We start from the raw sequence: 14,576 nt of genomic DNA on the forward strand, positions 1-14,576 counted from the left end.
TCGGACGGCGAGGAGGCGGGCTGCCCGGACGGCGAGGACGCGGGCGGGTGTGCCTACCCGCGGCTCGGCGCCGGTCCCGTGCTCGCGCGGACGGTCAGTTCGGGAGGGAGCAGCACGACCTCGTCGCCGCCCCGCCCGTCGAGCTTGGCGACCAGGTGCTCCACCGCGCGCCGGCCCATCTCCTGGGCGGGGACGGCGACCGACGTCAGCCGCACCGAGGCCTGCGTGGCCACCTGGTCGGGGCAGATCGCGACCACCGACATGTCCTCGGGCACGGCCCGCCCCCGCTGCCGCAGCAGCGCGAGCAGCGGTTCGACCGCGGACTCGTTCTGCACGACGAGCCCGGAAGTGCCCGGACGTTCGTCGAGGATCCGCGAGAGCGTCACGGCGACCGCGTCGTACCCGCCCTGGCACGGCCGGTGCAGCAGCCGGACGTCCAGTTCCCGGGCGCGCGAGCGCAGTCCGTCCAGCGTGCGCTCGGCGAAGCCGGTGTGGCGTTCGTAGACGGCCGGGGCCTCCCCGATGACAGCGATGTCGCGGTGCCCCTGTTCGGCCAGGTGCTCCACGCACAGCGCGCCCGTCGCCCGGAAGTCCAGGTCGACGCAGGTCAGCCCGGCCGTCTCGGCGGGCAGCCCGATGAGCACCGACGGCTGGTCCGTCGCCTGCAGCAACGGCAGCCGCTCGTCGTCGAGCTCGACGTCCATCAGGATCATCCCGTCGGCGAGCCCGCTCCCGGCGACCCGGCGCACCGCGTCCGGGCCCTCCTCGCCGGTGAGCAGCAGCACGTCGTAGCCGTGGGTGCGCGCCGAGGTCGCCACGGCGATGGCGATCTCCATCATCACGGGCACGTACAGGTCGGTGCGCAGCGGGATCATCAGCGCGATGATGTTCGATCTGCTGCTGGCCAGGGCGCGCGCGCCGGCGTTCGGGTGGTACCCGAGCTCGCGGATGCTCAGCTCCACCCGATGCCGGGTGGCCGCGGAGATGGACCGCTTGCCGCTGAGGACATAGCTCACCGTGCTCGCCGAGACTCCGGCGTGCTGGGCGACCTCGGCGAGGGTGACCATCCGGCTCTCCAGGGTTGTGAAGCGCTTCGACAGTGCGCAGGGTTGACGCGGACAGGTGAGGGTGGTTCGACAGTAGCCCCGGCGGGTGTGGGTGTCCATAGGTTGTCGAAGCGCTTCGATTCCGGTTTCCCGGGACGCCCCCGTCCCGGTCCACCCGCCGGGGCGACACCGGCGGCGTCCGCCCGGCACGGGCCGCGCCCCCCCGGCCGGCTTCGGCCGAACGGACGCGCGAGGACTGGTGGGGGCGTCCGCTTTCGGGTACCAACGATCCCGTAGCACTGGTCGGTAACGAAACGGTCCGTCCCCCACCTAGATGCGGCGAGGTGCCCCTCATGTCCGCTTCCACCACCCCCTCCTCCCGTCCCGCCGTCACCGAGCGCGAGGCCCGCGCGGTGGCGGAGGCCGCCCGGGAACAGCACTGGCGCAAGCCCAGCTTCGCCAAGGAGCTGTTCCTCGGCCGCTTCCGTCTCGACCTCATCCACCCCCACCCCGTTCCCGAGGAGGAAGCGGCCCAGCGCGGCGAGCAGTTCCTCGCCAAGCTCCGCGACTTCGTCGAGACGAAGGTCGACGGCGCCCTCATCGAGCGGGAGGCCCGCATCCCCGACGAGGTGATCGACGGCCTCAAGGAGCTCGGCGCCTTCGGCATGAAGATCGGCACCAAGTACGGCGGTCTCGGCCTCGGGCAGGTCTACTACAACAAGGCCCTCGCGCTCGCGGGCTCCGCCAGCCCCGCCATCGGCGTGCTGCTCTCCGCGCACCAGTCGATCGGCGTGCCGCAGCCGCTGAAGCTGTTCGGCACGGAGGAGCAGCGCGAGCGGTTCCTGCCGCGCTGCGCCCGCACGGACATCAGCGCCTTCCTGCTCACCGAGCCCGACGTCGGCTCCGACCCGGCCCGCCTCGCCACCACGGCGATCCCGGAGGGCGACGACTACGTCCTCGACGGCGTGAAGCTGTGGACCACCAACGGCGTCGTCGCCGACCTGCTGGTCGTCATGGCCCGGGTGCCGAAGAGCGAGGGCCACCGCGGCGGCATCACCGCCTTCGTCGTCGAGACGAACTCGCCCGGGGTCACCGTCGAGAACCGCAACGCCTTCATGGGCCTGCGCGGCATCGAGAACGGCGTCACCCGCTTCCACCAGGTGCGCGTCCCCGCCGCCAACCGCGTCGGCGAGGAGGGCCAGGGCCTGAAGATCGCCCTGACCACCCTCAACACCGGTCGGCTGTCGCTGCCCGCGTCCTGTGTGGCAGCCGGCAAGTGGTGCCTGAAGATCGCCCGGGAGTGGTCGGCCGCCCGCGAGCAGTGGGGCAAGCCCGTCGCCCACCACGAGGCGGTCGGCTCCAAGATCTCCTTCATCGCGGCCACCACCTTCGCCCTGGAGGCCGTGACGGACCTGGCCTCGCAGATGGCCGACGAGGACCGCAACGACATCCGCATCGAAGGCGCCCTCGCCAAGCTCTACGCCTCCGAGATGGCCTGGACGATGGCCGACGAACTCGTCCAGATCCGCGGCGGACGCGGCTTCGAGACGGCCGATTCGCTCCGGGCGCGCGGCGAGCGCGGCGTCCCGGCCGAGCAGTTGCTGCGCGACCTGCGCATCAACCGCATCTTCGAGGGCTCGACCGAGATCATGCACCTGCTGATCGCACGCGAGGCGGTCGACGCCCACCTCTCCGTCGCCGGTGATCTCATCGACCCGGAGAAGTCCCTGGGCGACAAGGCGAAGGCCGGCGCGAACGCGGGCGCCTTCTACGCCAAGTGGCTGCCGAAACTGGTCGCGGGCCCGGGCCAGCTCCCCACCTCCTACGCCGGGTTCAAGCACGGCGTGGACCTCTCCGGGCACCTGCGCTACGTCGAGCGCACCTCCCGCAAACTGGCCCGCTCCACCTTCTACGCCATGTCCCGCTGGCAGGGACGCATGGAGTCCAAGCAGGGCTTCCTGGGCCGGATCGTCGACATCGGCGCCGAACTGTTCGCCATGAGCGCGGCCTGCGTCCGCGCCGAGCACCTGCGCGCCCGGGGCGAGAACGGCCGCGAGGCCTACCAGCTGGCCGACGTCTTCTGCCGCCAGGCCCGCATCCGCATCGAGGAGCTCTTCACCCGGCTGTGGACCAACACCGACGACCTCGACCGCAAGGTCGTCAAGGGCGTGCTGTCCGGCACCTACGAGTGGCTCGAGCAGGGCATCGTCGACCCGTCGACCGACGGGCCCTGGATCGCGGACGCGGCACCGGGACCCTCGCAGCGGGAGAACGTGCACCGGCCGATCCGCTGACCCGGCCCTCTGGGGGGCGCGAACCGACACGGCGCGCGCCCCCGTGGAGGGGATGCGCCGTCCTCACACGCGGCGCTTACGGCAACAATGGAGGGATGAGCGACAGTCCAGCCCCTCTCGCCGACCCGCACCTCGTCTACGACCCCGTCGCGGGCGACGGACCCAAGGACGTGGTGATCCTCGGCTCCACCGGGTCCATCGGCACCCAGGCCATCGACCTCGTGCTGCGCAACCCCGGCCGCTTCCGGGTCACCGCCCTCTCGGCCAACGGCGGCCGGGTCGCCCTCCTCGCCGAGCAGGCCCACCGGCTGCGGGTGCGCACCGTCGCCGTCGCCCGCGAGGACGTCGTACCGGCCCTGCGCGAGGCGCTCTCCGCGCACTACGGCCCCGGCGAGCCCCTCCCCGAGATCCTCGCCGGCCCCGACGCGGCCACCCGGGTGGCCGCCTCCGACTGCCACACCGTGCTGAACGGCATCACCGGCTCCATCGGACTGGCCCCGACCCTCGCCGCCCTGGAGGCGGGCCGCACCCTCGCGCTCGCCAACAAGGAGTCGCTCATCGTCGGCGGCCCCCTGGTCAAGGCCCTGGCCAAGCCCGGCCAGATCATCCCGGTCGACTCCGAGCACGCCGCCCTCTTCCAGGCCCTGGCCGCCGGCACCCGCGCCGACGTCCGCAAACTCGTCGTCACCGCCTCCGGCGGCCCCTTCCGCGGCCGCACGAAGGCCGAGCTGGCCGGCGTCACCGTCGAGGACGCCCTGGCCCATCCCACCTGGGCCATGGGCCCGGTCATCACGATCAACTCCGCGACCCTCGTCAACAAGGGCCTGGAGGTCATCGAGGCGCACCTGCTCTACGACATTCCCTTCGACCGCATTGAGGTCGTCGTGCATCCCCAGTCGTATGTGCACTCGATGGTTGAGTTCACGGATGGATCGACACTGGCCCAGGCGACCCCGCCCGACATGCGCGGGCCCATCGCCATCGGTCTCGGCTGGCCCGAGCGCGTCCCCGACGCCGCCCCGGCCTTCGACTGGAGCAAGGCCTCCACCTGGGAGTTCTTCCCGCTCGACAACGAGGCGTTCCCCTCGGTGAACCTCGCCCGGCACGTCGGCGGGCTCGCGGGCACCGCCCCGGCGGTGTTCAATGCGGCCAACGAGGAGTGCGTCGAGGCGTTCCGCCGGGGCGCACTGCCGTTCAACGGGATCATGGACACCGTCACCCGGGTCGTCGAGGAGCACGGCACCCCGCGGACGGGAACCTCGCTCACCGTGTCGGACGTCCTCGAAGCGGAGACCTGGGCGCGGGCCCGGGCCCGGGAACTGGCGGCACAGACGGCGGAGGCCCGTGCATGACGACCCTGATGTTCATCCTCGGCATAGTCCTCTTCGCGGTCGGCCTGCTGTTCTCGATCGCGTGGCACGAGCTGGGGCACCTGTCCACCGCCAAGCTCTTCGGCATCCGCGTGCCGCAGTACATGGTCGGCTTCGGCCCGACGCTCTTCTCCCGCAGGAAGGGCGAGACCGAGTACGGCGTCAAGGCCATCCCGTTCGGCGGCTACATCCGCATGATCGGCATGTTCCCGCCCGGCCCCGACGGCCGCCTGGAGTCACGCTCCACCTCCCCGTGGCGCGGCATGATCGAGGACGCCCGCTCCGCCGCCTACGAGGAGCTGCAGCCGGGCGACGAGAAGCGGATGTTCTACACGCGCGCCCCGTGGAAGCGCGTGATCGTGATGTTCGCCGGGCCTTTCATGAACCTGATCCTGGCGGTGGTGCTGTTCCTCACCGTCCTGATGGGCTTCGGCATCAGCCAGCAGACCACCACCGTCAGCTCCGTCTCCCAGTGCGTCATCGCCCAGAGCGAGAACCGCGACAAGTGCGAGAAGGGCGACCCGGCCGCCCCGGCCGCCGCCGCGGGCCTCAAAGCGGGCGACAAGATCGTCTCCTTCGCCGGCACCCGCACCGACGAGTGGAACGAGCTGTCCGACCTGATCCGCGCCAACCCCGGCAAGGAGGTGCCGATCGTCGTCGAGCGGGACGGCCGTGAGGTCACCCTCCACGCGGAGATCGCCACCAACCAGGTCGCCAAGAAGGACTCCGGCGGCCGGATCGTCGAGGGCGAGTACGTCCAGGCCGGCTTCCTCGGCTTCAGCGCCGCCACCGGCGTGGTCAAACAGGACTTCGGCCAGTCCGTGACCTGGATGGGCGACCGGATCGGCGAGGCCGTCGACTCCCTCGCCGCCCTCCCCGGCAAGATCCCGGCCCTGTGGAACGCGGCCTTCGACGGCGCCGAACGCGAGGCCGACTCCCCGATGGGCGTGGTCGGCGCGGCCCGCGTCGGCGGCGAGATCTTCACCCTCGACATCCCGCCCACCCAGCAGCTGGCCATGGCCCTGATGCTGGTCGCCGGCTTCAACCTCTCCCTGTTCCTGTTCAACATGCTGCCGCTGCTGCCGCTCGACGGCGGCCACATCGCGGGCGCCCTGTGGGAGTCGCTGCGCCGCAACCTCGCCCGGCTGCTGCGCCGCCCCGACCCGGGCCCCTTCGACGTCGCCAAGCTCATGCCGGTCGCGTACGTCGTCGCGGGGATCTTCATCTGCTTCACGATCCTCGTCCTGATCGCGGACGTGGTGAACCCGGTGAGGATCTCCTAGCCGCACGGAGTTCCGGGCGGCCCGGAGGTTTCCCGGCCGGGCCGCCCCCCATCGGGTGGTGCTGCGGGTGGGATGTGCCCGCGGCCTCGCCCGTGCCGTAATCTCGAAGCTCGGAGCCCGCTGCTCACGGGACCGGACCTTGATCCACGACTTGGGGTTGCACAGCAGATGACTGCGATTTCTCTCGGCATGCCGTCCGTTCCGACCAGGCTCGCCGAGCGCCGCAAGAGCCGGCAGATCCAGGTCGGGTCCGTGGCGGTCGGCGGGGACGCCCCCGTCTCCGTGCAGTCGATGACCACGACCCGCACCTCCGACATCGGCGCCACCCTGCAGCAGATCGCCGAACTGACCGCCTCCGGCTGCCAGATCGTCCGCGTCGCCTGCCCCACCCAGGACGACGCCGACGCCCTCGCCACCATCGCCCGCAAGTCGCAGATCCCGGTCATCGCCGACATCCACTTCCAGCCGAAGTACGTCTTCGCGGCGATCGAGGCCGGCTGCGCGGCGGTCCGCGTCAACCCGGGCAACATCAAGCAGTTCGACGACAAGGTCAAGGAGATCGCCAAGGCGGCCCGCGACCACGGCACCCCGATCCGCATCGGGGTCAACGCCGGCTCCCTCGACCGTCGCCTGCTGCAGAAGTACGGCAAGGCCACCCCCGAGGCCCTGGTCGAGTCGGCCCTGTGGGAGGCGTCCCTCTTCGAGGAGCACGACTTCCGCGACATCAAGATCTCCGTCAAGCACAACGACCCGGTCGTCATGATCGAGGCCTACAAGCAGCTCGCCGAGCAGTGCGACTACCCGCTGCACCTTGGCGTCACCGAGGCGGGCCCCGCCTTCCAGGGCACCATCAAGTCGGCCGTCGCATTCGGCGCCCTGCTCTCCCAGGGCATCGGCGACACGATCCGGGTGTCCCTGAGCGCGCCGCCCGCCGAGGAGGTCAAGGTCGGCATCCAGATCCTGGAGTCCCTGAACCTCAAGCAGCGTGGCCTGGAGATCGTCTCCTGCCCGTCCTGCGGCCGCGCCCAGGTCGACGTCTACAAGCTGGCCGAAGAGGTCACCGCCGGCCTCACCGGCATGGAGGTCCCGCTGCGCGTCGCCGTCATGGGCTGTGTCGTCAACGGCCCCGGCGAGGCCCGCGAGGCCGACCTCGGCGTCGCCTCCGGCAACGGCAAGGGCCAGATCTTCGTCAAGGGCGAGGTCATCAAGACCGTCCCCGAGTCCAAGATCGTGGAGACCCTCATCGAGGAGGCCATGAAGCTGGCCGAGCAGATGGAGAAGGACGGCGTGACCTCGGGCGAGCCGTCGGTGGCGGTCGCGGGCTGAGGGCGGGGCCTTCCGCGCCCCGCAAGGGGCGCGGGGCCGGGTGGATGCGCGGCTCCGCCGCACGGGCGCGACCAGCCGCGGGCGTCCCGCGCCCGGCCGGCCACCACCAGCCCCGAGCCCGAGACGCCCCGCCCCAGCAGCGCAGCTATAGTGCGGGGACAGCCGACCCCAGTGTGTGAGGCCCCGCACGTGTTGACCCAGACCACCTCACGGGTCCTCGAACCGAGCGACCTGGACGCCGCGCTCGCCGTACTCGAACGCGAGCCGGTCGCGAACGCCTTCGTGACGTCCCGGGTGCAGATCGCCGGACTCGACCCGTGGCGGCTCGGCGGCGAGATGTGGGGCTGGTACGAGGACGGCGTCCTCACCTCCCTGTGCTACGCCGGCGCCAACCTCGTACCGATCTGCGCGACCCCCCGCGCGATCCGCGCCTTCGCCGACCGCGCCCGCCGGGCCGGCCGCCGCTGCTCCTCCCTCGTCGGACCGGCCGACGCCACCGCCGACCTGTGGCGGCTGCTGGAACCCCACTGGGGACCGGCCCGCGAGGTCCGCCGCCACCAGCCCCTCATGGTCGCCGACCGCCTCCCGGCCGACATCACGCCCGACCCGTACGTCCGCCGCGTCCGCAAGGACGAGATGGAGACGATCATGCCGGCGTGCGTGGCGATGTTCACCGAGGAGGTCGGCGTCTCCCCGCTGGCCGGCGACGGCGGCCTCCTCTACCAGGCCCGCGTCGCCGAACTCGTCGGGTCCGGCCGCGCCTTCGCCCGCTTCGGCCCGGACGGCAAGGTGATCTTCAAGGCCGAGATCGGCGCCGCGACGGACCGCGCCTGCCAGATCCAGGGCGTGTGGGTGGCCCCCGAGTACCGCGGGACCGGCCGGGCGGCACCCGGCATGGCCGCCGTCCTGCGCTACGCCCTGGCGGACGTCGCCCCCGTCGTCAGCCTCTACGTCAACGACTTCAACACCGCCGCCCGCCGCACCTACCGCCGGGTGGGCTTCGAAGAGGTCGGCGCCTTCATGAGCGTGCTGTTCTGACCCGCCCCGCCGGGCGCCCCCACCGGTGTGCCCGGGCGGTGCCGCAGCCACCCGGACGGCGACCGGCGACCCCCTGTAGGCTCCCCGCCATGGACCTGGTGATCGGCCCCCTCGACCTGTCCGCCCACGTGGACGAGGCCCTGGCTGTCCAAGCCGTGGCCTTCGGCCTCGGCCCCGACGAGGTCGCCGTCCGCCGCCAGATCGTCCTGCGCCACATGACCTACCCCGGCGCCCGCGCCCTGGGTGCCACCGCCGACGGCGCCCTCGTCGGCTTCGTCTACGGCATGCCCAACGACCGCACCCACTGGTGGTCCACGGTCGTGCAGCCCTACCTCCGCGCGAACGGCCACGACCACTGGCTCGACGACTCCTTCGTCATCACCGAGCTGCACGTCCACCCCGCCCACCAGAACCGCGGACTGGGCCGCTCCCTGATCACCACGATCACCGACGCCGCCGCCGAACCCCGCTCGATCCTCTCCGCGATCGACACCGACAGCCCCGCCCGCGCCCTGTACCGCTCCCTCGGCTACGAGGACCTGGCCCGCCAGGTCCTGTTCCCGAGCGCACCCAAGCCGTACGCCGTCATGGGTGCCCCGCTCCCGCTGCGCCGCCGCTAACCGATTTCCACCGCCCCGTACCGCCCGGCTAACCTCCTGCCATCACCCTCTCCCGCTCCCGGGCCCGCCCGGGCGGGGGGACCCACGTCAGCAGGAGCAGAAGAACCATGGCGAACGCACCGGTCCAGCGCATGTCCCAGTTGATGGCGAAGACGTTGCGCGACGACCCGGCGGACGCCGAGGTCCTCAGCCACAAGCTGCTGGTGCGCGCCGGGTACGTGCGCCGCACCGCCGCCGGGGTCTGGAGCTGGCTGCCGCTCGGCAAGCGCGTCCTGGCCAACGTCGAGCGCATCGTCCGCGAGGAGATGGACGCCATCGGCGCCCAGGAGGTCCTGCTCCCCGCCATCCTGCCCCGCGAGCCCTACGAGGCGACCGGCCGCTGGGAGGAGTACGGCCCCGAGCTGTTCCGCCTCCAGGACCGCAAGGGCGGCGACTACCTCCTCGGCCCCACCCACGAGGAGATCTTCACCCTGCTGGTGAAGGACCAGGCGTCCTCCTACAAGGACCTGCCGGTCATCCTCTACCAGATCCAGAACAAGTACCGTGACGAGGCCCGCCCCCGCGCCGGCATCCTGCGCGGTCGCGAGTTCCTGATGAAGGACTCGTACTCCTTCGACACCGAGGACGAGGGCCTCGCCAAGTCCTACGCCCTGCACCGCGAGGCCTACCAGCGGATCTTCGCGCGCCTGGGCCTCGACTACCGCATCTGCGCCGCGACCGCCGGCGCCATGGGCGGTTCCAAGTCCGAGGAGTTCCTCGCCCCGGCCGAGGCCGGCGAGGACACCTTCGCCGACTGCCCGAACTGCGACTTCGCCGCCAACACCGAGGCGATCACGTACGAGCTGAAGCCCGTCGACGCCTCGGACGTGCCGGCCGCCGAGGACATCCCCACCCCCGACACCCCCACCATCGAGACCCTCGCCGCCCACCTCGGCGTCCCGGCCTCCGCCACGCTGAAGAACCTCCTCGTGAAGGTCGACGGCGAGATCGTCGCCGTGGGCGTCCCCGGGGACCGCGAGGTCGACCTGGACAAGGTCGAGGCCCACTTCGCCCCCGCCGCCGTCGAGCTGGTCACCGAGACCGACTTCGCCGCCCGCCCCGACCTGGTCCGCGGCTACGTCGGGCCGCAGGGCCTGGACAAGGTCACCTACATCGCCGACCCGCGCGTCGCCCCGGGCACGGCCTGGATCACCGGCGCCAACAAGGCCGGCACGCACGCGAAGAACGTCGTGGCGGGCCGTGACTTCGAGGTCGACCGGTACGTCGACGTCGTGGTCGTGCAGGAGGGCGACCCCTGCCCCAAGTGCGGCACCGGCCTGGTCCTGGACCGCGCCATCGAGATCGGCCACATCTTCCAGCTGGGCCGCAAGTACGCCGACGCCCTCAAGCTCGACGTCCTCGGCCAGAACGGCAAGCCCGTCCGCGTCACCATGGGGTCCTACGGCATCGGCGTCTCCCGCGCGGTGGCCGCCCTGGCCGAGCAGAGCGCCGACGACAAGGGCCTGTGCTGGCCCGCCGAGGTCGCCCCGGCCGAGGTCCACGTGGTCGCCGCCGGCAAGGCCCTGCAGACCGAGCTGGCCCTGGAGATCTCCGGGAAGCTGGCCGCGGCCGGTGTCCGCGTCCTCGTCGACGACCGCCCCGGCGTCTCCCCGGGCGTGAAGTTCACCGACTCCGAGCTGATCGGCGTCCCGCAGATCCTGGTGGCCGGGCGCCGCGCGGCCGACGGCGTGGTCGAGCTGAAGGACCGCCGCACCGGCGAGCGCGAGGAGCTCACGGTCGAGGAGGCCGTGGCCCGCCTCACCGCGTAGGACCCGCGGCGGCTGTGGGCGTCCGGGCCGGGGCGCTCACAGCCAGCTCGCGAACTCCAGCAGCAGCTCCGCGTCGCGGGGCCGGCCCACGCGGCCGGCCCGCACCCCCGACTCCACGGCCCGGAACAGCGTCCAGCCGCGCAGCCGGTCCTGGTCCACCTCCAGCGACTCCGCCAGCCGCTTCACCCGCCGCCGGGTCGTGGCCGCCCCGGACGGCTGGGCGACCAGGTCCTCCACCCGGTCGCGGACCAGCCGGGCCAGGTCGAAGGCCCCTTCGCCGACCACCGGGTCGGGCCCCACGGCCAGCCACGGCATCCGCTCCCCGGCCAGCACCTTGCTCTGCCGGAACGTCCCGTGCAGCAGCAGGTGTTCGGGCGGCGCCGCCAGCAGCTCCTCGCGCGCCGCGAGCGCGGTGTCGACCAGCGGGGCCACGTCGGCGTCCACCCGGGCACGCGCCCGCATCGCCTCGGCCTGCCGCCCGGTGCGCTCGGCCACGGTCTCGAAGGGAAAGCCCGCCGGCGCCTCGACCCACAGCCGCCGCAGCGTCCCCGCGGCCTCCAGCAGCGCCTTCGCCTCCGGCAGCGACCGCACCGACACGTCCGGGTGCAGCCGCTCCAGCAGCAGCACCCCCTCGGCCGACGGGGGAGGTTCGAGCAGCTGGACCGCGCCCCGCCCGCCCCAGTGCGCCAGCGCGGCCCGCTCCGCCTCCGGCCGGGCCCGCCCGGGCGCCAGCTTGAGCACGGCGGGTGTGCCGTCGGCCGTGCGCACCAGCACCACCAGGCTGCTGCGGCCGCCCGGCAGCTGGACCCGTTCCACGGTCAACTCGCGTAGCGCGACGGCCTGCCGAGCCGCCTCAGGCAGCTTCTCCAGCCAGTCGTCACCGTCCGGGGCCGTCTCGCCGAGCGCCCTGACCAGACGCTGCGGCGGTTCGAAAACCATGCGCGAGTCGTTCCCTTCCTGCTGTCGGCGGTGCGTGCCCTCCCGGGTCACGCCGTGGGCGCCGCCGAGGGCGAGGCCTGTCCGGCCCGCTCGGCGAGCCCAGGGAAGGCTACGCTCTCGCCGCGCCAGCGCACCGCCCGCACCGCCGCCTCCCGCAGCGCCCCGGCGGCCAGGGCGCGACGCCCGCCGTCCCCCGCGCGCACCAGATCGGCGTAGACCGCCGCCACCCGGTCCTCCAGCTCCGCGGCCAGCCGTACGGCGGCCGCCGCGTCCGGCACCTGGAACGGCAGCGCGTAACCGGCCGCCGCGGCCACCGGCCTGCCCCCCAGGTCCCTCACCTCGCGCACCAGCGCGTCCCGGCGGGACCGGTGCGCGTCGTACGCCGTCCGCGCCTCCGCGCGCAGGTCGTCGCCGATCCGCCCGCCCACGACGCCGTAGCCGTACACTGCCGCGTGCTCGGCCGCCAGCGCCGCCTGCACCGCCCGCAGCTCGCGGTCATCCGCCTCGCTCACGCCTTGCCCTCCGTCAGCAGGTACACGTGCGCCGCCCCCGAGGCGGCCACGGACGCCAGCAGCCGTGCCAGCTCGCCGGGCACGCCGAGCAGCGCCTTGGCCCGCCGGTCGGCCAGCTCCCGCTCCGCCGTCGCCAGCACGGCCAGGGCGTCCTTGTCGTTGCCGGGCACCTCGGGACCGGGGGAGGGGCTCGCCGTGGCCGCCGACGCGGACGGGGAGGCGGGCGAGGCCGACGGGGACGCCCCGCGGCCACCGCCGAAGGCCCGCGCGTGCCGGACGGTCTCCTCACGCAGCGGCCGCAGCCGCTCCGCGAGCGCCGGGCGGGCGGTGATCACCGCGTCGTAGCGCGCCGCCAGCTCCTCGCTGTCGCGGGCCGCACGCACGCGTGCGGCCCGCTCGGCGGCCGTCGTGCCGTCGCCGACACCGGTCCCGTCACCGGAGCCGGCGGTGCATCCCGCCAGGGCGAAGGCCGCCGGAGCGGCGGCGAGCAGACTCCTTCTGGGCGGCCCCGAGCGGGCGCGCGGCGATGAGGGGAACGGCACGTCAGACGTCCTCAGGGGGCTCGTGGCGAGAAAGAAGCGGCTTCCGGGGCGGCACGCCCGTGATCACGGTACCCGGGCCCCGGCCCCCGACCACTCAGCGGCACCGTTCGTGACCGGGTGGACGGCAACACTCCCTGCGACCGGATACCCTTTGACCAGACACGCGACCCATCCCACAACAGCACACGCGGCCGAGGAGTCACCCGGATGAGCACCACCCAGAGCGAGAGGCTGCGAGAGCTACTGGAACCGCTCGTCGCCTCCCAGGGCCTGGATCTCGAAGAGATCGAAGTGGACTCCGTCGGCCGGAAGCGTGTGCTGCGCGTCGTCGTCGACTCGGACACGGGTGCGGACCTGGACCAGATCGCCGATGTGAGCCGCGCGCTCTCGGCGAAGCTCGACGAGGACGACGCGATGGGCGAGGGCGAGTACACCCTCGAGGTCGGCACCCCGGGCGCGGAGCGCCTCCTCACGGAACACCGGCACTACGTCCGCGCCACGGGCCGGCTGGTGAGGTTCCAGCTGGCCGAGGGCGGCGAGCTGGTCGCCAGGATCCTGACGGTCGACGACGAGGGCGTCGACACCGAGGTGCCCGGGGTCAAGGGCCGCAAGCCCACCGCACGCAGGCTCGCCTTCGACGAGATCGTCAGGGCCCGCGTGCAGGTCGAGTTCAGCCGCAAGGACAAGAAGGAAGAGGAGGCGTAGCCGTGGACATCGACATGAGTGCCCTGCGGGGCTTGGTTCGGGAGAAGGAGATCTCCTTCGACCTGCTGGTCGAGGCGATCGAGTCGGCCCTCCTCATCGCCTACCACCGCACCGAGGGAAGCCGTCGCCACGCGCGCGTGCAGCTCGACCGGGAGACCGGCCATGTGACCGTGTGGGCGAAGGAGGACCCGGACGACCTCGAGGAGGGGCAGGAGGCCCGCGAGTTCGACGACACCCCGTCCGGCTTCGGCCGTATCGCCGCCACCACGGCCAAGCAGGTCATCCTGCAGCGCCTGCGCGACGCCGAGGACGACGCGACGCTCGGCGAGTACGCCGGCCGCGAGGGCGACATCGTCACCGGAGTGGTCCAGCAGGGCCGCGACCCGAAGAACGTGCTGGTCGACATCGGCAAGCTCGAGGCCATCCTGCCCGTGCAGGAGCAGGTGCCGGGCGAGACCTACCCGCACGGCATGCGGCTGCGCTCGTACGTCGTCCGGGTGGCCAAGGGCGTGCGCGGCCCGTCCGTGACGCTGTCGCGCACCCACCCCGCCCTGGTGAAGAAGCTCTTCGCCCTGGAGGTGCCGGAGATCGCCGACGGGTCCGTCGAGATCGCCGCGATCGCCCGTGAGGCCGGTCACCGCACCAAGATCGCCGTGCGGTCCACCCGGTCCGGGCTGAACGCCAAGGGCGCCTGCATCGGCCCCATGGGCGGCCGGGTGCGCAACGTGATGGGCGAGCTGAACGGTGAGAAGATCGACATCGTCGACTGGTCGGAGGACCCGGCCGAGATGGTGGGGAACGCGCTGTCCCCGGCCCGCGTCTCCAAGGTCGAGATCGTCGACATGGCGACCCGGTCGGCCCGGGTGACGGTGCCCGACTACCAGCTGTCCCTGGCCATCGGCAAGGAGGGGCAGAACGCCCGCCTCGCGGCCCGGCTGACCGGCTGGCGGATCGACATCCGGCCGGACACCGAACCGGCCGGTGAGGGCTCCGGGGAATAGATCCGGACCGCGCGCCGTTCAGATCACGACAGGTTTGTGCGCGGCAACTGTTCGAATCCTGCCCCAAAGGGGTGAGGAGCGTACGGGGAGGT

General features: G+C 72.6%; 13 protein-coding genes. 9 read left to right on the forward strand and 4 right to left on the reverse strand.

The window, feature by feature from the left end:
• Positions 1–53: 53 nt before the first annotated feature.
• On the reverse strand, positions 54–1,067 hold the full coding sequence (locus ACZ4M5_RS29390; protein ID WP_467741159.1) for a LacI family DNA-binding transcriptional regulator: 1,014 nt from the start codon (positions 1,065–1,067) through the stop codon (positions 54–56).
• Between the two features lie 332 nt (positions 1,068–1,399).
• Here ACZ4M5_RS29390 and ACZ4M5_RS29395 point away from each other — a divergent pair, with 332 nt between their 5' ends.
• From ACZ4M5_RS29395 to ACZ4M5_RS29425, 7 genes are all read left to right on the forward strand, one after another.
• Positions 1,400–3,340, forward strand: coding sequence for an acyl-CoA dehydrogenase family protein (locus ACZ4M5_RS29395; protein WP_467741161.1), 1,941 nt, complete (start codon positions 1,400–1,402; stop codon positions 3,338–3,340).
• A 95-nt stretch (positions 3,341–3,435) separates the two neighbouring features.
• Positions 3,436–4,692, forward strand: a complete 1,257-nt coding sequence (dxr, locus tag ACZ4M5_RS29400) for a 1-deoxy-D-xylulose-5-phosphate reductoisomerase (RefSeq protein ID WP_467741163.1) — start codon at positions 3,436–3,438, stop codon at positions 4,690–4,692.
• A gap of 8 nt (positions 4,693–4,700) precedes the next feature.
• Positions 4,701–5,993: a M50 family metallopeptidase gene (locus ACZ4M5_RS29405; RefSeq protein WP_467741266.1), complete on the forward strand. Its 1,293-nt coding sequence runs from the start codon at positions 4,701–4,703 to the stop codon at positions 5,991–5,993.
• A 168-nt stretch (positions 5,994–6,161) separates the two neighbouring features.
• Entirely contained in the window at positions 6,162–7,319 is a 1,158-nt protein-coding gene (gene ispG / locus ACZ4M5_RS29410) for a flavodoxin-dependent (E)-4-hydroxy-3-methylbut-2-enyl-diphosphate synthase (RefSeq protein WP_398106283.1), read from the forward strand.
• Between the two features lie 189 nt (positions 7,320–7,508).
• Complete coding sequence (locus ACZ4M5_RS29415) at positions 7,509–8,357, forward strand: GNAT family N-acetyltransferase (protein ID WP_467741166.1); 849 nt, start codon at positions 7,509–7,511, stop codon at positions 8,355–8,357.
• 89 nt (positions 8,358–8,446) lie between these two features.
• A complete protein-coding gene (locus tag ACZ4M5_RS29420) occupies positions 8,447–8,977 on the forward strand; it encodes a GNAT family N-acetyltransferase (RefSeq protein ID WP_467741169.1) in 531 nt (176 codons plus the stop codon).
• Between the two features lie 107 nt (positions 8,978–9,084).
• Positions 9,085–10,785, forward strand: coding sequence for a proline--tRNA ligase (locus ACZ4M5_RS29425; RefSeq protein WP_467741171.1), 1,701 nt, complete (start codon positions 9,085–9,087; stop codon positions 10,783–10,785).
• Positions 10,786–10,821: 36 nt separating this feature from the next.
• Here the strand turns inward: ACZ4M5_RS29425 and ACZ4M5_RS29430 are convergent, their stop codons facing one another.
• From ACZ4M5_RS29430 to ACZ4M5_RS29440, 3 genes are read right to left on the reverse strand one after another with little or no spacing between them, the layout of a single operon-like run.
• Entirely contained in the window at positions 10,822–11,724 is a 903-nt protein-coding gene (locus tag ACZ4M5_RS29430) for an aminoglycoside phosphotransferase family protein (protein ID WP_467741173.1), read from the reverse strand.
• Positions 11,725–11,771: 47 nt separating this feature from the next.
• Entirely contained in the window at positions 11,772–12,236 is a 465-nt protein-coding gene (locus tag ACZ4M5_RS29435; protein ID WP_467741175.1) for a ferritin-like domain-containing protein, read from the reverse strand.
• Positions 12,233–12,778, reverse strand: coding sequence for a hypothetical protein (locus ACZ4M5_RS29440; protein ID WP_467741177.1), 546 nt, complete (start codon positions 12,776–12,778; stop codon positions 12,233–12,235). The genes ACZ4M5_RS29435 and ACZ4M5_RS29440 overlap by 4 nt, the downstream gene beginning before the upstream one ends.
• A 207-nt stretch (positions 12,779–12,985) precedes the next feature.
• On the opposite strand from ACZ4M5_RS29440, the gene rimP reads away from it, so the two are divergent.
• On the forward strand, positions 12,986–13,483 hold the full coding sequence (rimP, locus tag ACZ4M5_RS29445) for a ribosome maturation factor RimP (RefSeq protein ID WP_467741179.1): 498 nt from the start codon (positions 12,986–12,988) through the stop codon (positions 13,481–13,483).
• A 2-nt stretch (positions 13,484–13,485) separates the two neighbouring features.
• Complete coding sequence (gene nusA, locus ACZ4M5_RS29450; protein WP_467741181.1) at positions 13,486–14,484, forward strand: transcription termination factor NusA; 999 nt, start codon at positions 13,486–13,488, stop codon at positions 14,482–14,484.
• Positions 14,485–14,576 lie beyond the last annotated feature (92 nt).

This window comes from Streptomyces sp. NPDC026246, from assembly GCF_055567995.1.

Bases quoted from the DNA above. Each gene is read 5' to 3' on its own strand.
- ACZ4M5_RS29430 (WP_467741173.1), bottom strand. From the start codon at position 11,724: ATGGTTTTCGAACCGCCGCAGCGTCTGGTCAGGGCGCTCGGCGAGACG.
- ACZ4M5_RS29405 (WP_467741266.1), top strand. From the start codon at position 4,701: ATGTTCATCCTCGGCATAGTCCTCTTCGCGGTCGGCCTGCTGTTCTCG.
- ACZ4M5_RS29420 (WP_467741169.1), top strand. From the start codon at position 8,447: ATGGACCTGGTGATCGGCCCCCTCGACCTGTCCGCCCACGTGGACGAG.
- rimP (WP_467741179.1), top strand. From the start codon at position 12,986: ATGAGCACCACCCAGAGCGAGAGGCTGCGAGAGCTACTGGAACCGCTC.
- ispG (WP_398106283.1), top strand. From the start codon at position 6,162: ATGACTGCGATTTCTCTCGGCATGCCGTCCGTTCCGACCAGGCTCGCC.
- ACZ4M5_RS29425 (WP_467741171.1), top strand. From the start codon at position 9,085: ATGGCGAACGCACCGGTCCAGCGCATGTCCCAGTTGATGGCGAAGACG.
- dxr (WP_467741163.1), top strand. From the start codon at position 3,436: ATGAGCGACAGTCCAGCCCCTCTCGCCGACCCGCACCTCGTCTACGAC.
- ACZ4M5_RS29395 (WP_467741161.1), top strand. From the start codon at position 1,400: ATGTCCGCTTCCACCACCCCCTCCTCCCGTCCCGCCGTCACCGAGCGC.
- ACZ4M5_RS29390 (WP_467741159.1), bottom strand. From the start codon at position 1,067: ATGGTCACCCTCGCCGAGGTCGCCCAGCACGCCGGAGTCTCGGCGAGC.